The sequence below is a fragment of the Pandoraea communis genome, assembly GCF_902459745.1.
GTDB lineage: Bacteria > Pseudomonadota > Gammaproteobacteria > Burkholderiales > Burkholderiaceae > Pandoraea > Pandoraea communis.
The window spans coordinates 1,148,738-1,174,391 of record NZ_CABPSJ010000001.1; the positions used below are offsets into that span (position 1 = coordinate 1,148,738).

The window sequence follows — 25,654 nt, forward strand, 5'->3', positions numbered from 1 at the left end:
GGATCGGCGTTGATGCTCGAAATGCACGGAACGGGGGCTGCGGCCCCCGTTTTTCATGGGCGCACGCATGCTTCGTCGCCGGAGGTGCCGACCCGCACCGAGCGCGTTTCTGTACTGTCATCGGGCCGACGCGCTACCATTCGGGGGTTACGGTTGACGCAACTGGGTGAACCGGATGCCGCAGAGGGCGTGACGACGGGAAGCCGTCGACTGCCCGCGAGGCGTCGGGAATTGCCATAAGCGCTTGATTACGGAGAGGAAAATGAGTGTTTCGAAGGCACCTGCGGATCGCAAGGTGATCCTCACGGGTGACCGCCCGACCGGCCCGCTGCATTTGGGTCACTACGTCGGCAGTCTGAAAAACCGCGTGGCGTATCAGCACGAGTACAAGCAGTTCATTCTGGTCGCCGACGCGCAGGCGTTGACCGACAATACGGACGATCGCGGCAAGGTTCACCGAAACGTCTCGGAAGTGGCGCTCGACTATCTGGCTGTCGGCATCGATCCGACGGTGACGACCATCTGCGTGCAGACGTGGCTGCCCGAGCTGACCGAACTCACGTTCTATTATCTGAATCTGGTGACCGTGGCGCGCCTGGAGCGCAATCCGACCGTCAAGCAGGAGATCGTTCTGCGCAACTTCGAGCGCGACATTCCGGCCGGCTTCCTCACGTATCCGGTGAGTCAGGCGGCGGACATCACGGCGTTTCGCGCCACGCTCGTGCCGGTTGGCGAAGATCAGTTGCCGATGATCGAGCAGACGAACGAAATCGTGCGCCGTCTGAACCGTCTGGCCGATCGCGAGATCCTCGTCGAAACGAAGGCGCTGGTGCCGCCGATCGGACGTTTGCCGGGCATCGACGGCAAGGCCAAGATGAGCAAGTCGCTGGGCAACGCGATCAATATTTCGTCGACGCCGGACGAGATCCGCGCTGCGGTGAAGAAGTGCTACACCGACCCGCTGCATCTGAAGGTGGAAGATCCGGGGCACCTCGAAGGTAACGTCGCGTTCGCCTATCTCGATGCCTTCGACGAGGACAAGGAAGGGTTGCAGGCGCTCAAGGATCACTATGTGCGCGGCGGTCTGGCCGACTCGAAGGTAAAGGCGCGTCTGGAAGAGCGATTGCAGGAAATGCTTCGCCCGATGCGCGAGCGCCGTGAGGAATACGCCAGGAATCCGGACTTCGTGTGGGACATGCTGCGTGCGGGCACCGAACGCGCACGCGAAACGGTCGCGCTAACGCTCGACGACGTGCGCTCGGTGTTTGTCACGCCGGGCTGGAAGAAGTAAGGCTTGCCGACTCGCCCGACGGTGTTATCGGCAAAGAAGAAAGCAGCCCATCCGGGCTGCTTTTTTTTATGGTCGTTGGCGCTTGTGTCGGGGCACTGCAAACCAGCGCTCGGCGGAGGTATCAGAGCTGCGTGGAGATCGTCTCGAGGTTGCCGCACGACCGGCAGCGCGTGATGTCGCTCCTTAGCGCTTCGACACGTTGCGAGGATTGCGCATTGTCGGCGGAGGCGGCTCGCGTCACGGTGCGCGTGCCCGATTGGGCGATGAGATGGTCGATGCGCGAGAGTGCTGCGTTCTGCATACTCAGAAGCTCCGACAGTCCGGTCTCAATGTCGGTCAGGGTGTCGATGATCCGGCCTTCGGCGGCGGCGGCTCGATAGCTTTGCCCCGGATCGGCCGCGGGCGCAAAAAAGGCGTTGCTGGTAGGACGCATGATGGATTTCCTCCTCTTGGTGACTAGACCGTCTCCGACCCCTTTGGCCCGCCGTCAAAGTTGGGTTTTGATGTCGTCGCGGTCGAAATTCTCGAACTTTCGGTTCAATGTGCGTTGATTGCGTGTGGCGTGCGTGATTTCGTGATTGATCTTGTCGAGACGCTCTTGTATCTGCGTGGTCGCGCCAGACTGATGGATCCCATGTCTGGCTTCTATTCCCCGATTGATGGCGTCGTTCAGATTCTTGACTGCGGTGATTTCGTTAGATAGCTGACCCCAGCCGCGATTGCGCGCGTACGCGAAGACGTTGCAGATCCCGTTGAGTGCGGTCAGGATGCCGACCCCTGTCGTGGCGATCTTCAGCCCGAGGGCGAGGCCCGCAAGCGCAGGCAACAGCGCGGGAACCGCTATCGACGCCACACCCAACGATACGGTGATGACGAGAAACGTGACGAGGATCGCGATTTTCGTCTTCCATCGCCGTTTCTCTCCCGGAATGGCGGTCTGCGCCTGCGTCAGATAGTGATGAATCAGCGGCTCGGTCTTGCTGAGCAGGTCGCCCGTGACTTCGAACGCTTTGTGCAACTCCGCCTTGGCCTGTTTGAGCCCCTCTGGCGTCATGTTGGCGCCGTTCAGGCCCTGACGCTTGTCTTCCAGAAGCCGTCGCGCGGACGACGCGCACACCATCGTGTCGAGCGCCGCTTTCAAGTGCCCCAGTGCTTCGAATGCGGCCCGTGCTTTCGGCATCAATTGTTCAGGGTCGGAGATCGAGCGTTGCGCGTCGACGCTCCTGATCTTGAGCGACGTCAGGGAAATATCGCGGGCATCGCAGATTCTCTCGACCGCGCTCTCGAACGTCTCGATCAGCTTATCGATGCTGAGGAGGTCGGACGCCTGATGGGTGGAGACGGCTTCGGACAGTCTGACGATGACGTCGTACTCGTTGGATAATTTCCCGCGGACTGCGTCGGGGGCGACCGTTTGCGCAGCGGCATTCCAGTCGCGCTTGATCGTGGCGAAGCTCTCGAGGATGCCCTCGCGCAGGGTCTCGATGGTGGGAGAGGTGTCGGCAGGCGGCGATGACGCGCCGACGATCGGCATCTGCTGGCGAACGGCAACATGCTTCCATTCGGGGGAGGTCGTGGAATCGGCAGTCGGCCATGGCGGGGCCACGGTGTCGAAGCCAAGCGATATGTAGTTTTGCGGAACGAGCTTCATTTGGGGGGACCCTCCGTCGACAACATTTCACGAAGTCTAGGCAGCGTCGCCCGCGTGCGCTTTTCATTCGTTTGACGGATTGTTGTAAACGAGGTGTCGCGTGATCTTGAGCGACGGTGGTATCGGCGAGGCAAAAAAGGAAACGCCGCGATGTGCGAGACATCGCGGCGTTATTCGTGTTAGGCCGTGTAAAGCAGTGTTAAGCCGAGTTACCCGATCCAAACCAGCAGAGGCGCTCATATGGCGATGCAGTGCCCATTACGCGATCACGCGGGGCAGTGAGCACCGCAGCTTACGGTTGCTTCGCGACCTTGCCGTCCTTGAAGACCCAGCGAATACCTTCACCCTGACCGGTGAGTACCTCAATCGATTCGAGCGGATTCCCATCGACGACCAGCACATCGGCCAGTGCGCCCGGTGCGATCACCCCCAGTTCGCCCACGCGATTCAGAATCTCCGCACTGACGACCGTGGCCGAGCGCAGCGTGTCGGCCGTGCCCAGCACGCCGGCACGAATTGTCAACTCGTCCGACTGGTACTTGTGCATATCGCCGAGCAGGTCGGAGCCGAAGCCCATCTTCACGCCCGCGTCGCGATAGATCGACAGCGATTCGCGACCGGCGCGCTGCACGCTTTCCACCTTCGCGACCGATTCCGGCGGCAGGCCCAGCGATGCACCGTCCTTGGCCAGGGCGTCGTACGTGACCAGCGTGGGCACCACATAGGCGCCTTTCTCGGCCATGAGCTTCGCCGTCTCGGCATCGCACAAATTGCCGTGCTCGATGGTACGCACTCCGCAACGCACAGCTCGCGCAATCGCACGCGGCGTGTAGGCGTGAGCCATCACATAGGTTTGCGCGGCTTCGGCTTCGGCCACGGCGGCGCGGATTTCATCTTCCGAGTACTGCGTATTGGCGATGGGATCGACCGGCGATGCCACCCCTCCCGAGGCCATCAGCTTGATCTGCGTGGCGCCCTTCTGAATCTCCTCGCGCACGGCGAGGCGGATCGGATCGACGCCGTCGACCACGCGGGCAATCGCCCCGGCGCGAAACGCGCACGAACACGGCTCGAGCGTATCGCTGCGCGGCCGAAAATCGCCGTGACCGCCCGTCTGCGAGAGCGCCTTGCCCGACGGGAAAATGCGCGGGCCGGGAATCACGCCTTGCTCAATGGCCTGTTGCAGTGCCCAGTCGGCACCGCCGGCGTCGCGCACGGTCGTAAAGCCGCGATTGAGCATGCCTTGCATGATCGGCAGCGACTTGAGCACAGTGAGCACGTTCGGCTGGCTGGCGTTCGTGCCGAGGTTGGGATGCGAGGCGAGCACGTGCACATGGCAGTCGATCATGCCGGGCATGACGGTCTTGCCGGTGACGTCGATCACCGTGGCGCCATCGATATCGAGCGGTGTGGCGCTGACAGCGGTGATGCGATCGCCCTCGATAACAACGTCGTGACGCTCGAGCAGACGACCGGCGGCCGCATCGAGCACATTGCCGCCGCGAAGCAGGGTAACGGACATGGGGGGAGTTCCTTGCAAAAGACACAAGGCGCGCCGGTCAGGGCGCGCCTCGATGAGAGAAAACTCAGGCCTTGGGCAGTGGCTTCACGAAGCGCGTGCCGATCAGGCTGATGGTGGCCGCGACGATCACGTAGATGGCCGGGGCCATGTTGCTGCCCGTGCGGGCGATCAGCCACGTGATGATGAGCGCAGCGAAGCCGCCGAAGATCGTCACCGCGAAGTTATAGGCCACCGACAGCCCGGTCGAGAGCACCTTCGCCGGGAACAGCTCGGCGAACGCTGCGAGAATCGGGCCGGTATAGCAGGCGATGAGCAGACCGAAGACGATCTGGAACGTGAGCAGCGATTGCAGACCCGGCGCCACGTTCAGGTACGTGAACATCGGCCATGCAAGCAACAGAATCAGCAGTGCGGAACCCGACAGGAACGGCCGGCGGCCGTAGCGATCTGCCAGACGTCCCACTACGGGTGCGAACACGAGAATCATTGCGCCGCCGACCATGCCTGCCGTGAAGCCGTAGGACGCGGGCAGCTTGAGCACGCGCTGGGCATACGTCGGCATGTAGAACAGCAGCACGTAGGTGCAGATCGTCCACAGCACGACCATCGAGAAGCTGGCGAGCGTCTCGCGCGGATACTGCGAGAACACGTCGCGCAGCGGCGTATCCGACTTCTCGGCGTGCTGGAACGTCGGCGTTTCGTCGATCTTGTTACGGATGTAGAAACCCACCGGGCCGATCAGCATGCCGACGATGAACGGCACACGCCAGCCCCAGGATTCGAGCGAGGCCTTATCGAGTTCCGTCGTGACGAACGTACCCACGGCAGCGCCAAGCAACACGGCGAAGCCGATGCTCGATTGAATCCATGCCGAGTAGTAAGCGCGCTGATTGGCGGGGGCGTATTCGGTCAGGAAGGCGGTTGCACCACCCATTTCGCCGCCGGCCGAGAAGCCTTGCAGCAAACGCGCCAGCACGATGATGAGGGGGGCGGCCAGACCGATCTGATCGTAGGTCGGGGCCAGACCGATCATCGCGGTACCGGCAGCCATGAGCAGAATGGTGAGCGACAGGGCTGCCTTGCGGCCCACGCGGTCGGAATAGATGCCGAGCACGATGCCGCCGACCGGGCGCATGAAGAAGCCCACGCCAAAGGTCGCGACAGCGAGCAGGAACGACGACAGATCGTCGCCGGTGGGGAAAAACTGTTTCGCGATAATGGCTGCGAAGAAGCTGTAGACGGTGAAGTCGAACCATTCAAGACCGTTGCCGATCACCGTCGCCACGATCGCGTGACGGCGCTGACGAGCCATATTGTCTTGAGGCACTGCGTAGGTCGCCTGCATCTGGGTCTCCCGGAGGATAGGTGGCGTCCGTTGCGTGCTTTGCTTTCACGTCATGCCGGTAATACGCCTGCTTTTGTCGAATCACGTCTGCCGAAGCCGGGCACAAGCGGCCCGATGGCCTCGGTGTACGTGCGCGGATAGAGCACAAAGTAGTGCATACAAAATGACAGGCCAAACGATAATTCCGCATGTTGCCATGCGTGTGGCGCATGGCAACTTTCAAAAAAACACGTAACCCCTATGATGGGAAACGAGTTTCGGAATAAATCCAGTTGCGGAAAATTCGCGCTGCGGCATGCTCATGGCGCTCGGCAGGCCATATGAGGTAGTAGCCGCCGCCCAGACTCGCGGTCGCTTCGCACGCGCGAACGAGCAAGCCGGCGTCGAGACATGAGTCGATCATGTGACGCCATCCCATCACCATGCCGCCGCCTTCGATGGCCATCTGCACGAGCAGCGGATAGTGATTGGCGCTCACCATGCGGGGGAATTTCCGGGCACCGACACCTTGCAGCTCGAACCAGTCGGGCCATGACATCCACTTGCGCTGGCCGTCTTCGACGAGAAGCAGCGTCTCGTTGACGAGATCGGCGGGCGTGAGCTTGCGGCCGTCGAGGTAGGCGGGGGAACAGACGGGGAAGACTTCCTCGTCGAACAGACGCCGTCCGGCGAAGGCCGGCGGCAGGTCGTTACGCACGTAATACACGCCGAGATCGAACTCCGACGCGGAAAGCGACGTGATGCCGTCTTTCACGATCACGCGAATTTTGATGTCGGGATGGGCGGCGCGAAAGCGCATGAGTTGCGGTGTCATCCACAACACGGCCACACCGGACGAACAGGCCACGGTGAGATCGAGATCGCCGCGCCGCTTCATCAGATCGGCGGTGGCTTCGGCGCACTCGCCAAGCAGACGCTGAATCTGCTCGGCGTAGCGTTGTCCGGCCACCGTCAGCCGCAGCGTGCGATGTTCGCGTGTGAAGAGCGCGCGCCCGAGGAATTCCTCGAGCTGCGCGATCTGCCGGCTCACGGCGCTTTGCGTGAGGTTGAGTTCCGCTGCGGCCCGGGTGAAGCTTGCGTGCCGCACGGCAGCGTCGAAAGCAATCAGGCAATGCAGCGGAGGCAACGGCGAAATGGGCATGCGTCGGTGACGAGGGGCGGTGTGGCGCTAACGAGGAATCAGCGCTTGCCGACCATCTGCTCGGGGCGAACCCACGCGTCGAACTGCTCGTCCGTCACATGGCCGAGGGCGAGGGCGGCCGCCTTAAGCGTGGTGCCTTCCTTGTGCGCCTTCTTGGCGATCTGCGCGGCTTTGTCGTAACCGATGTGCGGGTTGAGCGCGGTCACGAGCATGAGCGACTCCTCGAGCAGCGAGGCGATGCGGGCGCGATTCGGTTCGATACCGATGGCGCAGTTGTCGTTGAAGCTCACGGCGCCGTCGGCGAGCACGCGTACGCTTTGCAGGAAGTTGTGGATGAGCATCGGCTTGAACACGTTCAGCTCGAAGTTGCCCATCGAGCCGCCGATGTTGATCGCCACGTCGTTACCGAGCACCTGAGCGCACAGCATCGTCATCGCTTCGCATTGGGTCGGGTTGACTTTGCCCGGCATGATCGAGCTGCCCGGTTCGTTTTCCGGGATCATCAGTTCGCCAATGCCGCAACGCGGGCCGCTGGCCAGCCAGCGCACGTCGTTGGCAATCTTCATCAGGCTGGCGGCGAGCGTCTTGAGCGCGCCGTGCGCGTTGACGATGGCGTCGTTGGCGGCGAGCGCTTCGAACTTGTTCGGCGCGGTGACGAACGGCAGCCCGGTGTCGCGTGCGAGCGCGTCGGCCACTTTCTTCGCGAATTCCGGATGCGCGTTCAGGCCCGTGCCGACGGCCGTGCCGCCGAGTGCGAGTTCCGCCACGTGGGGCAGGGCGTCGTCGACGTGCTTCAGGCCGTGGTTGATCTGCGCGACCCAGCCCGAAATTTCCTGACCGAGCGTGAGCGGCGTGGCGTCCTGGAGGTGGGTGCGGCCGATCTTGACGATGTCGTCATAGGCGTGGGCCTTGGCGGCGAGCGTGTCGCGCAGTTGGCCGACGTTGGGCTTGAGATGGTTGACGAGGGCGTCGAGGGCGGCCACGCTCATGGCCGTCGGGAACACGTCGTTCGACGACTGGCCCTTGTTCACGTCATCGTTGGGGTGCACGCTGCGCGCTTCGCCGCGCACGCCGCCAAGCAGTTCGCTGGCGCGATTGGCGAGCACTTCGTTCATGTTCATGTTCGACTGCGTGCCCGAGCCGGTCTGCCACACGGCCAGCGGGAATTCGTCGTCATGCTGGCCATCGATCACTTCGTCGGCGGCCTTGATGATGGCGTCGGCCTTCTTCGCGTCGAGCATGCCGAGGTCCTTGTTGACCTGGGCGGCGGCGCGTTTCACGCGAGCGAGCGCGCGCACGAGTTCGCGCGGCATCTTTTCGGTGGAAATCTTGAAGTTCTGCAGCGAGCGCTGCGTTTGGGCACCCCACAGACGATCGGCGGGCACCGCAATTTCGCCGAAAGTATCGCGTTCCATTCTCACAGACATGATCGACTCCTCGAAGAGAGAATTGAATTCTAGAGCTTTAGTAAGGTTCCGGCATGGCAGCACAGGGGTGACATGCCATGACGTGGGAATGCATTGCGGGGAGCGCGGCCATTTCGAATGTCGTGAACGGGAGGCCTGAGCAGGCATGGATTATGCGCCGGAATTGTGACGCCAGGCAGGGGGTGCCGGCGTACGCAGACCGTTGCCGGATCGCTCAGGCCCATACGGCAGCCACCAACTGTAAGGCGGCGGCGATGGCGGGTTCGTCGCGCCGCGTGGCCAGCGTGACGAACGTGAGTTCGGTCGGCACGCTCACGCCGTCGGCGATCACCAGGCCGTGGGCGCGGGCCTCGCGTAGCGCAATCGAGTCGCGCACGAGCGAAAGCCCGATGCCCGACTTCACCAGATCGAGCATCGACGGCTCCTGATCCACTTCCGCAACCCGGGTGGGCGACACCCCGAGCGCGCCGAACAGTTCCGACAGCAGACGGTGGTGGGCCGACTCTGGCGGTGTCCAGATCCAGGGCAGTGCGGCGAGTTCGCGCCATCCACGCCGGGCCACCCGCTCGCGCCAGCCGGCGGGTGCGAGCACTTGATACGAGAACGGCGTGAGGGTGATGGCGTGATAGCGCACCGGGTCGGGGCGGCCGAGATAGAAGCCGACGTCGAGTTCGCCGCGCCCCACCTGCTGCAGCACCGAGCCGGACATGCCATGGCGCAGCGCCGTCTCGATGTGCGGATACGACTCGACCAGACGCTTGAGAAACCCGCCCAGCCGGGTGAATTCGGGATCGAGGATCGTGCCGATACGCAAGCGTCCGCGCACCGTTTCCCGTAGCGCACCGGCGGCCTGTTGAAGATCGGTCAGCGCGGCGAGCATGCGCTCGGCCAGCGGCAACAGCGTTTGTCCGTCGCGGGTGAGGGCCAGTCCCTGTGCCGTGCGCGCGAAGAGTGTCAGACGCAGCGCTTCCTGAAGCGCCTTGACCTGAAGGCTGACCGCCGGTTGCGTCAGATGCAGCCGCCGGGCGGCGCGGGTAAGGTTGCCTTCGTGAGCGATGGCGACGAAAGCGCGAAGATGGGCGAGTTCCATGGGGCAGCCGTTAGCAATCCGCAATCGTTACCCGGTGGAGGGTAACGGGCAATATAAGCCGATCTTATATTGCTTTTGATAATTTCTCATTGGCTTGCGCCGGTGTGCCGCAGTACGCTTGGTGCTTGCCGGTGCGCGTGTCGTCGAGCGTGTCGCGGGCAGGAGGAATTCGGGGTATGAAACATGAGCGATGCTGATATTCGGGCACCGCTGACAAAATGAACCTGAAGCGGTGGGCGACAGTCCACCCCAGTCGGGTGCTGCACCCGCGCCGGCACCGCACTATGGCGAGTGCCGCGCCATTGACGGAGACATGCGGGAATGAGCAAGCAGGCAGCGAAGCACGAGCGCTTCGATTACATCATCGTGGGGGCCGGCTCGGCCGGGTGTGTGCTGGCCAATCGCCTCACGCAGGACCCCGACGTCAACGTGCTGTTGCTCGAAGCGGGCGGCAAGGACGACTATCACTGGATTCATATCCCCGTCGGCTATCTCTATTGCATCGGCAATCCGCGCACGGACTGGTTGTATCGCACGCAGGCGGAAGCGGGCCTCGGCGGCCGCTCGCTCGCGTATCCGCGCGGGCGGGTGCTGGGCGGTAGCTCGTCGATCAACGGCATGATCTATATGCGCGGTCAGCGCGAGGACTACGACGCGTGGGCCGACGCGACCGGCGACGACGGCTGGCGTTGGGACAACGTGTTGCCGCTGTTCAAGCGCAGCGAGGATCACTACAAGGGCGGCACCGAGTTTCACGGTGGCGGGGGCGAGTGGCGTGTCGAGAAGCAGCGTCTGTCGTGGCGCGTGCTCGATTCGTTTGCCGATGCCGCCGAGCAGATCGGCATTCCCAGGACGGACGATTTCAATCGCGGCGACAACTTCGGCATCGGCTATTTTGAAGTGAATCAACGGCGCGGTGTGCGTTGGAGTGCGGCGAAGGGTTTTCTGCGTCCGGCGATGCAGCGGCCGAATCTGACCGTCATCACGGGGGCGAGTGTGAGCCGCCTGACGTTCGACGGCACGCGTTGCACCGGCGTAGCGTATCGCGGCGGCAATGAAGACTTCACGGCGCTCGCGAGCGCCGAGGTGATTCTCGCGGCGGGGGCAGTGAATTCGCCGCATCTGCTCGAAGTCTCGGGCGTCGGAAGCGCAGAGCGGCTGCGCGGCTTCGGTATCGATGTCGTCGCCGATCTGCCGGGCGTGGGCGAGAACCTTCAGGACCATCTGCAATTGCGCTCGGTGTACAAACTGCGCGGTGTCACGACGCTGAATCTCACGGCCAACAGTCTGTTCGGCAAGCTCAAGATCGGCATGCAATATGCGTTTGCGCAGCGTGGGCCGATGAGCATGGCGCCGTCGCAATTGGGTGCGTTCGCCCGCAGTCGGGAGGACGTGGCGCGGCCCGATCTCGAGTACCACGTACAGCCGTTGTCGCTCGAGCGCTTCGGCGAGCCGTTGCACAAGTTCAACGCGTTCACGGCGTCGGTGTGCAACCTGCGGCCGACGTCGCGCGGCAACGTGCATCTGACGTCGCCGGACGCGCGCGTTGCGCCCAACATCGCGCCGCACTATCTGTCGACGGAAGCGGACTTGCGTGTTGCGGCGGATGCTATCCGGTTGACGCGTCGCATCGTGGGGGCACCGGCATTTGCGCGTTACGAGCCGCGCGAATATCTGCCGGGGCCGTCGTTCCAGAGCGACGAGGAACTGATGCGCGCGGCGGGCGAGATCGGCACGACGATCTTCCATCCCGTCGGCACCTGCCGCATGGGACGCGCCGACGACCCCGACGCCGTCGTCGATGCGCAGTTGCGCGTGCGCGGCGTGCAGAACCTGCGCGTGGTCGACGCCTCTGTCATGCCGGCGATTACGTCGGGCAATACGAACTCGCCGACGATCATGATTGCCGAACGCGCGAGCGACATGATTCGTGCGGGGCGCAAAGCCAGGCAGTGAGCGAACGCGATATCGACGCGCCTGCGTTTCACCGTTCTGGGTGAAGCGCAGGCGCCGGTTCCGGCCTCGGCCATGACCGTGCGCCTTCCGGAAATCCGGACAGCGGCGCTAAAACTTACGTAGTAATACCTAATGTCGGTTGCGCGAACGACACGAGTCCATCGCCAAAAGCTATCGGACGCACGTTTGCGTGTGCCGCAAAAGCCTTTTGCCATAAGGGCTTGTGGCACCTCCGGGTAGTGCGATCGAACGTACTGCAACACGAGTGAGCATGCGTGTTTCGGTGGGTGCGAAGCTAAGTGCAAATCCCAATGATCGCGTTGCAGCAAACCACACACAATAACGTTTCCCTATGTGCGATCGAACCAAGAATTCGACACCACATGCGGGACGTGGGGCATATCGCCGACGACGCCGGACCATAGCGTCATCTGCCTGCCTTGCGGTTGTCACAGACGATGGTGCCGTGGCGCTTGACGGCCTCGCACCGCCAACCAGGAATGTGGCAGGAGACATGGCGAACAACGATTACATTCTCGAAACCCGCGGACTCACGAAAGAGTTTCGTGGCTTCACCGCCGTGAACGGGGTCGACCTGCGCGTCGCGCGCGGCACCATTCATGCGCTCATTGGACCGAACGGCGCCGGCAAGACCACTTGCTTCAACCTGCTCACCAAATTCCTGGTGCCCAGCGCGGGAGCGATTACCTTCAACGGTGAAGACATCACCCGCGAAGCACCGGCGCAAATTGCGCGGCGCGGCATCATCCGCTCGTTCCAGATCTCTGCCGTTTTCCCGCACCTCACCGTGCTCGAGAACGTGCGCATCGGTCTGCAACGCAACCTTGGCACCGCGTTCCACTTCTGGCGCAGTAACCGCACGTTGCGCAAGCTCGACACCCGTGCGATGGAACTGCTCGCCGAGGTCGGTCTCACCGAATTCGCCAATACGCTCACCGTGGAACTGCCATACGGCCGCAAGCGCGCGCTCGAAATCGCAACCACACTTGCTATGGAACCCGAACTAATGTTGCTCGACGAGCCCACGCAAGGCATGGGCCACGAAGACGTCGATCGTGTCACCGCACTCATCAAGAAAGTGTCGGCAGGCCGCACGATTCTGATGGTCGAGCACAACATGAATGTGATCGCGGGTATCTCCGACACCATCACCGTGCTTCAGCGCGGCGAGGTGCTCGCCGAAGGCCCGTATCACGAAGTCTCGAAGAATCCGCAGGTGATGGAAGCCTATATGGGCACCGCGGACGGCGAAATGCAGGGAGCCCACGGGTGAGGACGGCTATGTACGGGAATGGGGGTGGCAACGGTAGCGGGAAGGGCGGCTCGAACGTACCGGCACTGGAAGTCGAAGGACTTCAGGCGTGGTACGGCGAATCGCACATCCTGCATGGCGTCGATCTGACGGTGGGCCGTGGCGAGGTCGTCACGCTGCTCGGGCGCAACGGCGCCGGACGCACCACGACACTGCGCGCCATCATGGGCCTGACAGGACAGCGTCAGGGGTCGATTCGCATCGGCGGGGAAGAAACGATTCACCTGCCGACGTATAAAGTCGCACACCACGGCGTGGGCTATTGCCCCGAAGAACGCGGCATTTTCGCGAGCCTGTCGTGCGAGGAAAACCTGCTGCTGCCGCCGTATATCGGCGTGAGCGGGAAGCGTCGCGACGATGGCGGGCAAGGCATGTCGCTCGAAGAGATCTACGACATGTTCCCCAACCTGAAGGAGCGGCGTCACAGTCAGGGCACGCGTCTGTCGGGGGGAGAACAGCAGATGCTGGCGGTGGCGCGCATTCTGCGCACGGGGGCCAACCTGCTGCTGCTCGACGAAATCTCCGAAGGTCTTGCGCCGGTGATCGTGCAGACGTTGGCGCGCATGATCACCACGCTCAAGGCGCGGGGCTACACCATCGTGATGGTGGAACAGAATTTCCGTTTTGCGGCTCCGCTGGCCGATCGCTTCTATGTGATGGAGCACGGCAAGATCGTGGAGCGCTTCGGCGCTCAGGAGCTGGAGACGAAGATGCCGGTGCTGCACGAGTTGTTGGGCGTATGAGGTGAGCTACCCGGCGCACGTGCGTTCCGGGCGATGGACCCAGGCGATCAAATCCACGAAGGAGACGAAGATGACGATTCGGATGAAGGCGTTGGCCGTTGCGGCTGCGTTCGGTTTTGCGGCAATGGCCTCGCAGGCCCATGCCGATGGCAACACGGTGAAGATCGGTTTCATTACCGATATGTCGGGCCTGTACACCGATATCGACGGGCAAGGGGGTGCGGAAGCCATCAAGATGGCCATCGCCGACTTCGGTGGCAAGGTCCTCGGCAAACCGATCGAACTGGTCACTGCCGATCACCAGAACAAGGCGGACGTTGCGGCGTCGAAGGCGCGCGAATGGTTCGACCGTGGCGGCGTGGACATGCTCATCGGCGGTACCAACTCCGGTACCGGTCTGGCGATGAACAAGGTCTCGGCCGAGAAGAAGAAGGTCTACATCAACGTGGGCGCCGGTTCGGATGCGCTGACGAACGACCAGTGCCAGCCGTATGGCGTGCACTACGCCTACGATACCGTCGCGCTCGCACGCGGCACGGGCTCGGCCGTCGTCAAGGCGGGCGGCAAGTCGTGGTTCTTCCTGACGGCCGACTATGCGTTCGGTCACGCGCTGGAGAAGGCAACGGCCGACGTGGTCAAGGCCAACGGCGGCACGGTGAAGGGGCAGGTACGTCACCCGCTCTCGGCGTCGGACTTCTCGTCGTATCTGCTGCAGGCGCAATCGTCGGGCGCGCAGGTGCTGGGCCTGGCCAACGCCGGTGGCGACACCATCAATGCGATCAAGGCCGCGAAGGAGTTCGGCATCAAGGGCAAGATGCAAATCGCCGGTCTGCTCGTGTTCATCAACGACATTCACTCGCTCGGTCTGGATAACACCGAGGGCATGTACCTGACCGATAGCTGGTACTGGGACAAAAACGACAAGACCCGTGCTTTCGCCAAGCGCTACTTCGACAAGATGAAGAAGATGCCGTCGAGCCTGCAGGCCGGCGACTATTCGGCAGCGACGACCTATCTGAAGGCAGTGCAGGCCGCCGGCACCACCGATGCCGACAAGGTCATGGAGCAACTGCACAAGATCAAGATCGACGACATGTTCAGCAAGGGTTATATCCGCCGCGACGGCACGATGATCCACGACATGTACCTGATGCAGGTGAAGTCGAAGGCAGAATCGAAGTCGCCGTGGGACTACTACAAGGTCGTGGCGACGATTCCGGGTGAGAAGGCGTTCACCACCGAGGCGGAGTCGACCTGCAAGCTGCCGAAGTAATCGGCGCGATCTGAAAGCGATGCAACGAAAGCGGCGGGACGTGTGTCCCGTCGCGACCTTTCTCCCAGAGAATCGATTTCGATGGAATTTCTAGGCATCCCCCTGCCGGCGCTGTTGAGCCAACTGCTGCTGGGACTGGTGAACGGCTCGTTCTACGCCATGCTGAGCCTCGGCCTGGCGGTGATTTTCGGTTTGCTCAACGTGATCAATTTTGCGCACGGCGCGTTGTTCATGCTGGGTGCCATGCTTGCCTGGATGGGCGGCAACTATCTTGGCCTCAATTACTGGGTCATGCTGATTCTCGCCCCCCTCGTGGTGGGCATCATCGGCATTGTCATCGAGCGCACCATGCTGCGCTGGATCTACAAACTCGACCACCTTTACGGCTTGCTGCTCACATTCGGCATCACGCTTGTGCTCGAAGGCGTGTTCCGTTCGATCTACGGCGTGTCGGGCCAGCCCTTCGACGCCCCCGAGGCGCTCTCAGGTGCCACCAATCTCGGCTTCATGTTCATGCCGAATTACCGCGCGTGGGTGGTAGTGGCGTCGCTCATCGTGTGCTTCCTGACGTGGTTCGTCATCGAGAAGACGAAGATCGGCGCGTATCTGCGTGCCGGCACCGAGAACCCGAAGCTGGTGGAAGCGTTCGGTGTGAACGTCCCGCTCATGATTACGCTGACGTATGGCTTCGGTGTCGCGCTGGCCGCATTCGCCGGGGTGCTCGCCGCGCCCGTCATCCAGATCTCGCCGCTCATGGGGCAGTCGATGATCATCACCGTGTTCGCGGTGGTCGTGATCGGTGGCATGGGCTCCATCATGGGCTCGATCGTGACCGGTCTGATGCTCGGCGTGATCGAAGGCTTTACCAAGGTGTTCTACCCGGAAGCGTCCGCGACCGTGGTGTTCGTCATCATGGTGATCGTGTTGCTGCTGCGCCCGGCTGGGCTGTTCGGCAAACAAAAGTAAGGGGCAGAACCATGCAACAACAGACGCAACAACGGGTGCTTTATTCCCTTCTGCTGCTCGCGCTGATCGTCGCGCCGTTCGCCGGCGCCTACCCGGTCTTCGTCATGAAGGTGCTTTGCTTCGCGCTGTTCGCCTGCGCGTTCAATCTGCTGCTGGGCTTCACGGGGCTGCTGTCGTTCGGCCACGCGGCGTTTTTCGGCAGCGCAGGCTATATCACCGGCTACGCCATCCGCAATCTGGGATTCACCCCGGAGATCGGCATTCTCGCGGGGGTGATCGCCGGGGCGGTGCTGGGGCTTGTCATCGGCCTGCTCGCGATTCGACGCCAGGGGATCTACTTCGCGATGATTACGCTGGCACTGGCGCAGATGCTGTACTTCCTCTGTCTGCAAGCGCCGTTCACGGGCGGTGAAGACGGCCTGCAAGGCGTGCCGCGCGGCAGTCTCTTCGGCGTGCTGCCGCTCGATTCCGACCTCACGCTGTATTACGTGGTGCTAGCCATCTGTGCGCTGGGCTTTCTGCTCATCATGCGCATCGTGCACTCGCCGTTCGGTCAGGTGCTCAAGGCGATCAAGGAGAACGAGCCGCGAGCCATCTCGCTCGGTTACGACGTCGATCGCTTCAAGCTGCTGGCGTTCGTGCTCTCGGCGACGCTGGCGGCACTGGCCGGGTCGACCAAGACGGTGGTGCTGGGCTTCGAGACGCTGACGGACGTGCACTGGACCATGTCGGGCATGGTGATCCTGATGACGCTCGTGGGCGGTCTGGGAACGATGCTCGGGCCGGTGGTCGGCGCAGTGGTGATCATCGTGCTGGAGAACAAGCTCGGCGACATCGGCAACTGGCTCGCGACGGCCACCGGCGTGCCCTGGTTCCAGACGCTTGGCGAATCGGTGACCATCGTTATCGGCGCGATCTTCATCATCTGCGTGCTGGCCTTCCGGCGCGGTCTGGTGGGCGAACTGGTAGCGCGCAACCGGTTCTTCCGAACCATCTCGCAACCGTCGTGACAACGGGGTGGACGCACCGGCTTGGGGCGTCCGCTCATCACCCTGGCGCACGAATGTCGGAAAAAAGCTAATTCATAGGGGTAAATGCTGACTTGTGGTGCATCGGGTGCTCCTTTATTCTCTCTATCAGTTCGCGTCACAGCAGGATATAGGGGCGAGGAACGAGGAGACAATAAGCGCGATAACGCGCACCGCCAAAAAGGAAGCGCTGTTGGAGAATGCTCCAACAGCGCTTTTTATATTGCGCTTCGCTCCCGCGCGAGGCCGCTGGCCGCCGGAGCCCGGCAGTCTGTACGACATCCCTTTGCACAGTGTTTTTTCTGCGATTCACGCCATATTGCGAGAATCGCATTGCTTAAATTCGCGCAATGCGGCCTAAAGACGCTATGCTCGCCGTTTCATTGTGCGCTTTCGATGGTGTCGTCCAATTCGGTCAATTCCATTTGGGCGCCACTCTCACTCATTCGGCTCGTTCCATTCGGCCATTACGATTACCCGGTAGTCGCAGTCGTATGTCTAGCACCCTTCACGTTCCGCAATGCGCGCACCCGCGCTGTCTGGCCGGTGACTTCCCCCGGTGGCCGTCGCAAGTGCGAAGGGTCTGTGTGGTCCTTATGGCCCGTATGGCGGGTATGGCCCGTGCGGGGAATGTATGTTGACGGGCTGGGCGCTGACCGACTTGCTGATGCTCGCGGGCGGGGCGTTTCTCGCCGGTCTGGTCGATGCCGTGGTCGGTGGCGGCGGATTGATCTCGGTGCCGACGCTTTTTGCCGTCTTTCCGAACGCTGCGCCACCGGTGCTGTTCGGTACCAACAAGATGGCCGGCGTCTGGGGCACGGCGTCTGCCGCGTTGCGCTACGCGCGCGGCATCCAGCTTCGCTGGGCCATTCTGGTACCGGCAACGGTCGCGGCGTTCGTGTTCTCGTTCTGCGGTGCGTATGCCGTCACCCATATTCCCGCCGACGTGCTGCGCAAGCTGCTGCCGTTCGTGCTCGCGGGGGTGGCGGTCTACACGTTGCGCAAGAAGGATTTCGGGACCGTCCACGCCCCTGTGAAGGGTGGGACAGGGGTAACCCTCATGGCCGTTGCCGTGGGCGGTGCCATCGGCTTCTATGACGGTTTCTTCGGCCCTGGTACGGGCAGCTTCCTTGTATTTCTGTTTGTCCGGCTGTTCGGGCAGGATTTCGTCAACGCGTCGGCGTCGTCGAAGATCGTAAACGTGGCGACCAACCTCGCCGCGCTGCTGCTGTTCGGCATGGGCGGGCATGTGTGGTGGCAGGTGGGCCTTGGCATGGCGATCATGAACGTGCTCGGCAGTCAGGTGGGTAGCCGTCTCGCGCTCAAGCACGGAGTGAGCTTCGTGCGGCGTATGTTCCTGTGCGTTCTCGCGGTGCTGATCGTGAAGACCGGCTACGACGCGTTTCTGCGCGCGTGAGATGGGATTGCGGGATCGCGCAGGGTGGCCGTTGGCGTTCCGGCAGGTTCAGGCAATAAGGAGGGCCGGCGTGTCGGGGGCAGATGCGGTCGAAACCACATGTGGGGAAACCGCACTTTACGAGAAGGCATCGGTGCCCGTAAGATGGGCGACAATTTACCGACTGATCGGTCGGTTAATGTCAAAAAAACGAATTCGAAATTTTTGTGAGGAGACCCAAATGAAATTGAAGTTGCTGTGTATGGCATCGGCGATGATGCTTGCCGCGGGCGTCGCGAACGCTCAGGTGAAGATTGGCGTGTCGCTGTCGGCGACCGGCCCGGCGGCTTCGCTGGGTATTCCCGAGAAGAACACCATTGCGCTGATGCCGAAGACGATCGCCGGTCAGTCGGTGCAGTACATCGTGCTCGACGACGCGACCGACACGACGACCGCCGTCAAGAACATGCGTAAGCTGATCACCGAAGATCACGTCGACGCCGTGCTCGGCTCGACCGTCACGCCGAATTCGCTGGCGATGGTCGACGTGGCGGCCGAGACGCAGACGCCGGTGATTTCGATGGCAGCGGGCGCAGCCATCGTCGAGCCGGTCGATGCCAAACGCACGTGGGCGTTCAAGACTCCGCAGAACGACATTCTGATGGCCACCGCCATTGCGAAGCACATGGCCGATCACGGTGTGAAGACCGTGGCGTTCATCGGCTTCTCGGACGCTTACGGCGAAGGCTGGTACAAGGAATTCCAGAAGGCTGCCGATCTGAACAAGATCAAGGTGGTGGCCAACGAGCGCTTCAACCGTGCCGACACGTCGGTGACGGGCCAGGCCTTGAAGGTCATGGGCGCGAACCCGGACGCCGTGCTGATCGCCGGTTCGGGCACGCCGGCGGCATTGCCGCAGCGCACGCTCAAGGAGCGCGGCTACAAGGGCAAGATGTATCAGACCCACGGCGTGGCCAACAACGACTTCCTGCGCGTTTGCGGCAAGGACTGCGAAGGCACGTATCTGCCGGCTGGCCCGCTGCTCGTGGTCGAGCAACTGCCTGCCGACAATCCGGTGAAGAAGTCGGCCGCCGCATACAAGGCCGCTTACGAGAAGGCTTACGGCGCCGGTTCGATCTCGACCTTCGGCGGTCATGCGTGGGACGGCGGTCTGCTGCTGCAGACGACTATTCCGGTGGCGCTGAAGAAAGCCAAACCGGGCACGGCGGAATTCCGTGCCGCGCTGCGCGAGGCGCTGGAGAACGTGAAGGACATGCCGGGCACCGCCGGTATCTTCAATATGAGCAAGAACGACCACAACGGTCTGGATCAACGCTCGCGCGTGATGGTGCAAATCGTCGACGGCAAGTGGAAATTGGCGAACTGATACGGTTCGGGGCTGCCTATAGCACCAGTAGTACGCTGGCATGCCCCGTTGTCGTATCTGCGGTATCTGCGCCCGGTTGGACCGATCGGGCCGGAAGAACGGGCGTTCGCGCCCGTTTTTTTTGAGCGCGTGGTAATTTCGCGCTTCGCAAAGAGACGGCAGGACATGCGAAACGAGCGGCACACGAGAGGCCGTATTGTCCCAACCTGATCGCTACAGCCGGGGGGCTGACCAGGCGATCCTTTCGAGCGTAAATCCATGACGGGTGAATTCGAGCACCGCAATCTATCTCTGGTGTTGCTGCAGTCGCGTGAAGCGGTGATGGGGCTGTTCCGGCCCTTGCTTAATTGTTACGACATCACCGAACAACAATGGCGTGTCATACGGGCCGTCAACGATAGCGAATCCGGGGAAATGGAAATCGGACAGGTCGCGCGCGAGTGCTGCATTCTCAGTCCGAGTCTGTCGGGCATGCTCGAGCGAATGGAGGTCTCCGGCCTCATTCTGCGTCGTCGCGTGGCCGCCGATCAGCGACGGGTAATGGTGTCGCTCACGCCGTCGAGCCGCGCGCTGTGCAAGAAGCTCGGCCCGCTGGTCGAGGAACGTTATCGCTACCTGGAAGACAAGGTCGGGCGCGACACGCTCGCCGAAATCTACCGGTTGCTCGACGTCGTACGTGAGGCGTTGCCTCCCGAAGTGCTGGCAGAAGCACCGTCGTTGCCGACCAAGGCGCGTCGCCGTCGCAAGCCGGCGGCGGGAGGGTAGGCATCCATCGTGCGCGACGCTGCGGGAATGAGCGTCGAGAGCGGTCAGCAGCAGTTTTGAGCGGTCTTGAGCGGGAGCGGGTGATGGGGGTGCGCCGAGTCAGGCGCGGCATGCAGGACGGTGCAGACGGCGAAATGGCAGGAGACAGGTTTCGCCGACTCAGTAGTCACCCGAGTTTTACCAATACATAATCGTTTATACAATTCATAATTCGCTGCGCTGCGACACGGGGATCGTGCGGGGTGTATCGATGTGAAGGGGAACGGGGCGGCCGCGCGCCGCGCCGTGCATCACACCGGCTGTCTCGCCAGCCGGTTCAAGAAGTACTCAAACGAAGTGAGAGGAGCATGGATCTTTCGATTGCAGCCATCCTGGCGCAGGACGGCATCACCACGGGTGCGATTTATGCCTTGCTGGCATTGGCGCTCGTGCTGGTGTTCTCCGTCACCCGCGTCATCTTCATTCCGCAGGGCGAGTTCGTGTCGTATGGCGCGCTGACGCTGGCGGCACTGCAAACCCAGAAGTTTCCGCTTACGAGCTGGTTGCTCGTGGCGATGGGCGTATGCACGTTCGTCGTGGAGACGGCTGGCGTGTTGCGTCATAGCGAGCGTCGCAAGCTGGCGGGCCGCCTGGTGCCGGTGCTTGCGGGCAAATATCTGGTGTTTCCGATCGCCGTGTTCTTCGTCGTCAAGGCGTTGGCGACGATGACACTGCCGATGCTCGTGCAGATCGCGCTTACGCTGCTGCTGGTCGTGCCGATGGGGCCGATGCTTTATCGCCTGGCCTATCAGCCACTGGCCGAGGCGAGCACGCTGCTGCTGCTCATCGTCTCGGTCGGGGTGCACTTTGCGCTCACGGGGCTGGGGCTGGTGATGTTCGGGGCCGAAGGCTCGCGCACGCAGGCGTTCTCCGACGCGAGCTTCAACATCGGTTCGGTGATGGTGTCGGGTCAGAGCCTGTGGGTGCTGGGTGTCTCGCTCGTGATGATTCTGGCGCTGTACTTCTACTTCGACCGCTCGCTCTCGGGCAAGGCCCTGCGTGCCACGGCCGTGAACCGGCTGGGTGCGCGTCTGGTGGGTATCGGCACCGTGCAGGCCGGGCGGTTGGCGTTCACGCTGGCGGCGGTGTTGGGTGTGCTGTGCGGCATTCTGATCGCACCGATCACGACCATCTACTACGAGTCGGGCTTCCTGATTGGCCTGAAGGGCTTCGTGGGCGCCATCATCGGCGGTCTGGTGAGCTATCCGGTCGCAGCGCTGGGGGCCATTCTGGTGGGCCTGCTGGAGTCGTATTCGTCGTTCTGGGCGAGTGCATACAAAGAGGTCATCGTCTTCACGCTGATCCTTCCCGTGCTGCTGTGGCTGTCGCTCACGAGCAAGCATGTGGAAGAAGACGAGGAATAAGCCGGGGCGGACCACAGAATGAAAAACAAATACTTCCTGATTTTCCTGGTAGTGCTGGCCGTGTTGCCGGTACTGCCCGCGCCGGTGCGTTTGCCTGAATACTGGGTGACGCTGCTTAACTACATCGGCCTGTACAGCATTGTGGCCATCGGCCTCGTCCTGCTCACGGGTGTGGCCGGCATGACGTCGTTCGGACAGGCGGCGTTCGTCGGTCTGGGCGCGTATGCCACGGCGTATCTGACCACTGCCTACGGCGCATCGCCATGGCTGGGTCTGATCGTCGGCGTGGCGATCACGGCAGCCGCGGCCCTCGTCATCGGTGCGATCACCATGCGTCTGTCCGGCCACTTCCTGCCGTTGGGCACGATTGCCTGGGGGCTGGCGTTGTACTTCCTGTTCGGCAACCTCGAGTTCCTGGGCAAGTACGACGGCCTGAACGACATTCCGACCATCAACCTGTTCGGCATCGAGCTGGCGAGCGGGCGTCAGATGTTCTATCTGATCTGGATCGTCGTGGTGCTGGCAGTGGTGTCGATCAAGAACCTGCTCGATTCGCGTCCGGGCCGTGCCATTCGCGCGCTCAAGGGCGGTGGCGTCATGGCCGAGGCCATGGGGGTGAACACCGCGTGGATGAAGGTCGTGGTGTTCGTGTACGCCGCAGTGCTCGCGGCGATCTCGGGCTGGCTGTACGCGCACTTGCAACGGGCCGTGAATCCGACGCCGTTCAACCTGAACCACGGCATCGAATACCTCTTCATGGCCGTGGTGGGCGGGGTGTCGCATGTATGGGGCGCGGTGTTGGGCGCCGCCATCCTGACGGTGCTCAAGGACTACTTGCAGAACATTCTGCCGGTGCTGCTGGGCGCCAACGGCAACTTCGAGACCATCGTCTTCGGTGTGCTGCTCGTGCTGCTGCTGCAATACGCGCGTGACGGCGTGTGGCCGTTCTTCGCCAAGATCTTCCCGGCGCGACGCGTCGCAAAGGCACCGGCGCATGCCGATCCGCTGGGGCATCGCGCGAAGCCTGCGTTGGGCGAGGTGGTGCTCAAGCTCGAAAAGGCACGCAAGGAGTTCGGCGGTCTGGTCGCGGTGAACGATGTGTCGTTCGAGGTGAAGGCCGGCGAGATCGTGGGGTTGATCGGCCCGAACGGTGCGGGCAAGTCGACGACGTTCAATCTGGTGACGGGCGTGCTGCAAGCCACCCGGGGCGAGATTTCGTTCCTTGGCGAGCGCATCGATCGTCTGCCGTCGCGTGAAATCGTCAAGCGCGGGATTGGCCGCACCTTCCAGCACGTGCGCCTGATGCCGCACATGAGCGTGCTCGAGAACGTGGCGATTGGTGCGTATCTGCGCGACAAGAACGGGCTGCGCCGCCGTCCGCAAGGGGGCGTGTGGTCGAGCGTGTTGCGTCTGGATCGCCACGAAGAAGCGATGCTCCTGAACGAAGCCAGAATGCAGATCGAGCGCGTGGGCCTTGGCGCACATATGTACGACGAGGCGGGCAGCCTGGCGCTGGGTCAACAGCGTATTCTGGAAATAGCCCGTGCGCTGGCATGCGACCCGACGCTGTTGCTGCTCGACGAGCCGGCAGCCGGCCTTCGCTACAAAGAAAAGCAGGCGCTGGGCGATCTGCTCAGAAAACTCAAGGACGAAGGGATGAGCGTGCTGCTGGTCGAGCACGATATGGACTTCGTGATGAATCTGACCGATCACCTGGTGGTGATGGAGTTCGGCACCAAGATCGCCGAGGGGCTGCCTGAAGACGTGCAGAAGAACCCGGCGGTGCTCGAGGCGTACCTTGGAGGAGTGGAGTAATGGCAGACGCGATTCTTGAGGTCAAAGACCTCGCCGTCGCATACGGCAAAGTCGAGGCGGTGCATGGTGCGCATCTGCGGGTGGAGGCGGGCCAGATCGTGACGGTGATCGGGCCGAACGGCGCGGGCAAGTCGTCCATGCTCAACGCCATCATGGGGGCGCTGCCGCACAACGGTTCCAGCCGGGGGAGCGTGGCGTATCTGGGACACGAGATGTCGGCGCTGACCATCGAAGCCCGGGTGTCGCGCGGCATGTGCCTGGTGCCGGAAAAGCGCGAGCTGTTCTCGACAATGACCGTCGAGGACAACCTGCTGCTCGGCGCCTACCGCCGCAAGCGGGCCGGGGAGAAGAACTTCCTGGACCAGATGGAAGTGGTCTACGAGCTGTTCCCGCGCCTCAAAGAGCGTCGTGTGCAGCAGGCGGGGACGCTGTCGGGCGGTGAGCGCCAGATGCTGGCGGTGGGCCGTGCGTTGATGGCAAAGCCCCAGTTGCTGATGCTCGACGAGCCGAGCCTTGGGCTGGCGCCGCTGATCGTGAAGGAAATCTTCCATATCATCAACGACTTGCGTAAGACGGGTGTGGCAACGCTGCTGATCGAGCAGAACGCCCGGGCGGCGTTGCAGGTGGCCGACTACGCTTACGTGATCGAGACGGGCGAGCTGGCGCTGGAAGGCCCCGCACAGGAGCTGGCGACCAATCCCAAGGTTATCGAGACCTATCTCGGGTTGGCGAAGAAGGCAGCCTGACGCGCGTTGCTCGTCGGATTGCTTTGACGGAAAGGCCCGCCAATTTGGCGGGCTTTTTCTTTTGTGACAGGGCGCGTGCGTGTCCGCTGCGGGCTATCCGGCCCCATTTTTGAGGCGTGACATCGAAGCATTGTTCGCAGTATGGGCGAACTCACTTATTCACAGTTGCTTGTGGATAGTTGTGGATATCCAAATTCTATGGCGCACTGCCGCAATAAGGGGTTGCGCGATTTTCTCGAAAGTCTTGAGGAAAAATCGCTTGAGGTTATCCACAGAAAAGCAAATTCCCGAGAGCTGTTTGGAGGCCTTGGCGCGCGTATGTGGATAAGGTGCTTCGATGGGGGGGGGGCGGAGGGGCTTTGGGCTTTGTTCTTCATTCTTCGTTTCGTGGTTTCACGTGAAACAGTGTGGTTTGTCGAGCAGCCTTGAGACGCCACATCCCGCGATCCCGGCGGCGTGCTTTCATCCGTCCGGGCACCGCCAATCCCCACTTCTCAAACATCCGAGTTTCCGGCCCGGGATGGCATTAATCCGTGGGATATCCGCTTTCCCATCGTTCGCCATTCCCGCAGCGGAGATTCCTCAGTGGAAAAGTCCGGTATCGAGCGATGCACTGCACTCGGGCAATTGACCCGGCGGAGATTGCCGGTGCCCGATCGAGTGACCTTCGAGTGGAACGCCCAGTCAGGGCGTCGGTGGTCTCCTTGTCCTTTGGCGAGCGAGAGCGGGGCTGATGTTTGGGGAGGTGCTGGTGGGGGCGCCGCCAACCCGGTGCAATGACGGCCGAGTGGTGACTCGGCCATCACCAACGTTTCACGTGAAACACGCCCACCGATTCTTCGATGGTTGTGCTCGGGCGTTGATCCGGCGGAGATTGTCGGTGCCCTGACGGAGCGACTTTCAAGTGGAGCGCAGTCAGGGTATCGGCGATCTTCGCGGCCCGGACGCGGGAGAGGGCGGGCGCCGGTATTCGGGGATGTGGTGGTGAAGTGCTATCGCTGCGACGCGATGGTGGCCGGGGGTAACCTGCCTATTCCCAACGTTTCACGTGAAACACGCCGACCGATTTGTCGATGGTTGTGCTCGGGCGTTGACCTGGCGGAGATTGTCGGTGCCCTGACGGAGCGACTTTCAAGTGGAGCGCAGTCAGGGTATCGGCGATCTTCGCGGCCCGGACGCGGGAGAGGGCAGGCGCCGGTATTTGGGGGCGTGGTGGTGAAGTGCTATCGCTGCGACGCAATGGTAGCCGAGCGTGACTCACCCACTCCCGACGTTTCACGTGAAACAGTCCCCAAAACCGTAGTTTTCCACGCATGTTCCACGTGAAACCCCGTGGCAGTTACAAATGATGCGCCGCAATACCGCTATAATTCCGC

Annotated in this window: 21 protein-coding genes; 14 read left to right on the plus strand and 7 right to left on the minus strand. The window is 62.3% G+C overall.

Translation table 11 applies throughout. The features are described from left to right. The first annotated feature begins 262 nt into the window (after positions 1–262). A complete protein-coding gene (gene trpS / locus PCO31110_RS05195) occupies positions 263–1,291 on the plus strand; it encodes a tryptophan--tRNA ligase (RefSeq protein ID WP_150689788.1) in 1,029 nt (342 codons plus the stop codon). Between the two features lie 121 nt (positions 1,292–1,412). Here trpS and PCO31110_RS05200 read toward each other — a convergent pair whose 3' ends face one another. The 7 genes from PCO31110_RS05200 to PCO31110_RS05230 all read right to left on the minus strand — a co-directional run bounded on the left by PCO31110_RS05200 (position 1,413) and on the right by PCO31110_RS05230 (position 9,467). Beyond that, positions 1,413–1,724 (minus strand): hypothetical protein, encoded by a 312-nt coding sequence (locus PCO31110_RS05200; RefSeq protein ID WP_150584265.1) that lies wholly within the window; start codon positions 1,722–1,724, stop codon positions 1,413–1,415. Between the two features lie 54 nt (positions 1,725–1,778). Next, complete coding sequence (locus tag PCO31110_RS05205) at positions 1,779–2,942, minus strand: hypothetical protein (protein WP_010806626.1); 1,164 nt, start codon at positions 2,940–2,942, stop codon at positions 1,779–1,781. 292 nt (positions 2,943–3,234) lie between these two features. Further along, positions 3,235–4,464, minus strand: coding sequence for a metal-dependent hydrolase family protein (locus PCO31110_RS05210; protein WP_150689789.1), 1,230 nt, complete (start codon positions 4,462–4,464; stop codon positions 3,235–3,237). A 64-nt stretch (positions 4,465–4,528) separates the two neighbouring features. Then, on the minus strand, positions 4,529–5,809 hold the full coding sequence (locus tag PCO31110_RS05215) for an MFS transporter (protein ID WP_010806624.1): 1,281 nt from the start codon (positions 5,807–5,809) through the stop codon (positions 4,529–4,531). A 238-nt stretch (positions 5,810–6,047) separates the two neighbouring features. Further along, positions 6,048–6,950, minus strand: a complete 903-nt coding sequence (locus tag PCO31110_RS05220; RefSeq protein ID WP_150689790.1) for a LysR substrate-binding domain-containing protein — start codon at positions 6,948–6,950, stop codon at positions 6,048–6,050. Between the two features lie 38 nt (positions 6,951–6,988). Beyond that, positions 6,989–8,377 carry a class II fumarate hydratase gene (fumC, locus tag PCO31110_RS05225; protein ID WP_246189727.1) on the minus strand — a complete coding sequence of 463 codons (1,389 nt, stop codon included), beginning with the start codon at positions 8,375–8,377 and terminating at the stop codon, positions 6,989–6,991. Between the two features lie 214 nt (positions 8,378–8,591). Next, on the minus strand, positions 8,592–9,467 hold the full coding sequence (locus PCO31110_RS05230; protein ID WP_010806621.1) for a LysR family transcriptional regulator: 876 nt from the start codon (positions 9,465–9,467) through the stop codon (positions 8,592–8,594). Positions 9,468–9,788: 321 nt separating this feature from the next. Between PCO31110_RS05230 and PCO31110_RS05235 the strand changes: the two genes are divergently transcribed. The 13 genes from PCO31110_RS05235 (at position 9,789) to PCO31110_RS05295 (ending at position 24,707) form a co-directional block, all read left to right on the plus strand. Then, the gene (locus PCO31110_RS05235; RefSeq protein WP_010806620.1) at positions 9,789–11,423 is read left to right on the plus strand and encodes a GMC family oxidoreductase; all 1,635 of its coding nucleotides are present in this window, start codon (positions 9,789–9,791) and stop codon (positions 11,421–11,423) included. A gap of 514 nt (positions 11,424–11,937) precedes the next feature. Beyond that, positions 11,938–12,717: an ABC transporter ATP-binding protein gene (locus PCO31110_RS05240; protein WP_010806616.1), complete on the plus strand. Its 780-nt coding sequence runs from the start codon at positions 11,938–11,940 to the stop codon at positions 12,715–12,717. A gap of 8 nt (positions 12,718–12,725) precedes the next feature. Continuing rightward, on the plus strand, positions 12,726–13,499 hold the full coding sequence (locus PCO31110_RS05245) for an ABC transporter ATP-binding protein (RefSeq protein WP_010806615.1): 774 nt from the start codon (positions 12,726–12,728) through the stop codon (positions 13,497–13,499). 76 nt (positions 13,500–13,575) lie between these two features. Continuing rightward, positions 13,576–14,772, plus strand: coding sequence for an ABC transporter substrate-binding protein (locus PCO31110_RS05250; RefSeq protein ID WP_036664623.1), 1,197 nt, complete (start codon positions 13,576–13,578; stop codon positions 14,770–14,772). Between the two features lie 81 nt (positions 14,773–14,853). Next, a complete protein-coding gene (locus PCO31110_RS05255; protein ID WP_010806613.1) occupies positions 14,854–15,738 on the plus strand; it encodes a branched-chain amino acid ABC transporter permease in 885 nt (294 codons plus the stop codon). 11 nt (positions 15,739–15,749) lie between these two features. After that, positions 15,750–16,748: a branched-chain amino acid ABC transporter permease gene (locus tag PCO31110_RS05260; RefSeq protein WP_010806612.1), complete on the plus strand. Its 999-nt coding sequence runs from the start codon at positions 15,750–15,752 to the stop codon at positions 16,746–16,748. A 652-nt stretch (positions 16,749–17,400) separates the two neighbouring features. After that, positions 17,401–18,183 (plus strand): sulfite exporter TauE/SafE family protein, encoded by a 783-nt coding sequence (locus PCO31110_RS05265; RefSeq protein ID WP_010806611.1) that lies wholly within the window; start codon positions 17,401–17,403, stop codon positions 18,181–18,183. A gap of 220 nt (positions 18,184–18,403) precedes the next feature. Beyond that, entirely contained in the window at positions 18,404–19,549 is a 1,146-nt protein-coding gene (locus PCO31110_RS05270) for an ABC transporter substrate-binding protein (RefSeq protein ID WP_010806610.1), read from the plus strand. A gap of 258 nt (positions 19,550–19,807) precedes the next feature. Beyond that, a complete protein-coding gene (gene hpaR / locus PCO31110_RS05275) occupies positions 19,808–20,314 on the plus strand; it encodes a homoprotocatechuate degradation operon regulator HpaR (RefSeq protein WP_010806609.1) in 507 nt (168 codons plus the stop codon). Between the two features lie 347 nt (positions 20,315–20,661). Beyond that, positions 20,662–21,717 carry a branched-chain amino acid ABC transporter permease gene (locus PCO31110_RS05280; protein WP_010806608.1) on the plus strand — a complete coding sequence of 352 codons (1,056 nt, stop codon included), beginning with the start codon at positions 20,662–20,664 and terminating at the stop codon, positions 21,715–21,717. An 18-nt stretch (positions 21,718–21,735) separates the two neighbouring features. Further along, a complete protein-coding gene (locus PCO31110_RS05285) occupies positions 21,736–23,532 on the plus strand; it encodes a branched-chain amino acid ABC transporter ATP-binding protein/permease (RefSeq protein ID WP_010806607.1) in 1,797 nt (598 codons plus the stop codon). Continuing rightward, entirely contained in the window at positions 23,532–24,278 is a 747-nt protein-coding gene (locus tag PCO31110_RS05290) for an ABC transporter ATP-binding protein (RefSeq protein WP_010806606.1), read from the plus strand. The genes PCO31110_RS05285 and PCO31110_RS05290 overlap by 1 nt, the downstream gene beginning before the upstream one ends. A gap of 141 nt (positions 24,279–24,419) precedes the next feature. Beyond that, positions 24,420–24,707 carry a hypothetical protein gene (locus PCO31110_RS05295; protein WP_150689791.1) on the plus strand — a complete coding sequence of 96 codons (288 nt, stop codon included), beginning with the start codon at positions 24,420–24,422 and terminating at the stop codon, positions 24,705–24,707. Positions 24,708–25,654: the final 947 nt, after the last annotated feature.

Excerpts from the sequence above, each read along its gene's own strand:
- trpS (WP_150689788.1), top strand. The coding sequence starts at position 263 with ATGAGTGTTTCGAAGGCACCTGCGGATCGCAAGGTGATCCTCACGGGT.
- PCO31110_RS05200 (WP_150584265.1), bottom strand. The coding sequence starts at position 1,724 with ATGCGTCCTACCAGCAACGCCTTTTTTGCGCCCGCGGCCGATCCGGGG.
- PCO31110_RS05205 (WP_010806626.1), bottom strand. The coding sequence starts at position 2,942 with ATGAAGCTCGTTCCGCAAAACTACATATCGCTTGGCTTCGACACCGTG.
- PCO31110_RS05210 (WP_150689789.1), bottom strand. The coding sequence starts at position 4,464 with ATGTCCGTTACCCTGCTTCGCGGCGGCAATGTGCTCGATGCGGCCGCC.
- PCO31110_RS05215 (WP_010806624.1), bottom strand. The coding sequence starts at position 5,809 with ATGCAGGCGACCTACGCAGTGCCTCAAGACAATATGGCTCGTCAGCGC.
- PCO31110_RS05220 (WP_150689790.1), bottom strand. The coding sequence starts at position 6,950 with ATGCCCATTTCGCCGTTGCCTCCGCTGCATTGCCTGATTGCTTTCGAC.
- fumC (WP_246189727.1), bottom strand. The coding sequence starts at position 8,377 with ATGTCTGTGAGAATGGAACGCGATACTTTCGGCGAAATTGCGGTGCCC.
- PCO31110_RS05230 (WP_010806621.1), bottom strand. The coding sequence starts at position 9,467 with ATGGAACTCGCCCATCTTCGCGCTTTCGTCGCCATCGCTCACGAAGGC.
- PCO31110_RS05235 (WP_010806620.1), top strand. The coding sequence starts at position 9,789 with ATGAGCAAGCAGGCAGCGAAGCACGAGCGCTTCGATTACATCATCGTG.
- PCO31110_RS05240 (WP_010806616.1), top strand. The coding sequence starts at position 11,938 with ATGGCGAACAACGATTACATTCTCGAAACCCGCGGACTCACGAAAGAG.
- PCO31110_RS05245 (WP_010806615.1), top strand. The coding sequence starts at position 12,726 with ATGTACGGGAATGGGGGTGGCAACGGTAGCGGGAAGGGCGGCTCGAAC.
- PCO31110_RS05255 (WP_010806613.1), top strand. The coding sequence starts at position 14,854 with ATGGAATTTCTAGGCATCCCCCTGCCGGCGCTGTTGAGCCAACTGCTG.
- PCO31110_RS05260 (WP_010806612.1), top strand. The coding sequence starts at position 15,750 with ATGCAACAACAGACGCAACAACGGGTGCTTTATTCCCTTCTGCTGCTC.
- PCO31110_RS05265 (WP_010806611.1), top strand. The coding sequence starts at position 17,401 with ATGTTGACGGGCTGGGCGCTGACCGACTTGCTGATGCTCGCGGGCGGG.
- PCO31110_RS05270 (WP_010806610.1), top strand. The coding sequence starts at position 18,404 with ATGAAATTGAAGTTGCTGTGTATGGCATCGGCGATGATGCTTGCCGCG.
- hpaR (WP_010806609.1), top strand. The coding sequence starts at position 19,808 with ATGACGGGTGAATTCGAGCACCGCAATCTATCTCTGGTGTTGCTGCAG.
- PCO31110_RS05280 (WP_010806608.1), top strand. The coding sequence starts at position 20,662 with ATGGATCTTTCGATTGCAGCCATCCTGGCGCAGGACGGCATCACCACG.
- PCO31110_RS05285 (WP_010806607.1), top strand. The coding sequence starts at position 21,736 with ATGAAAAACAAATACTTCCTGATTTTCCTGGTAGTGCTGGCCGTGTTG.
- PCO31110_RS05290 (WP_010806606.1), top strand. The coding sequence starts at position 23,532 with ATGGCAGACGCGATTCTTGAGGTCAAAGACCTCGCCGTCGCATACGGC.
- PCO31110_RS05295 (WP_150689791.1), top strand. The coding sequence starts at position 24,420 with ATGGGCGAACTCACTTATTCACAGTTGCTTGTGGATAGTTGTGGATAT.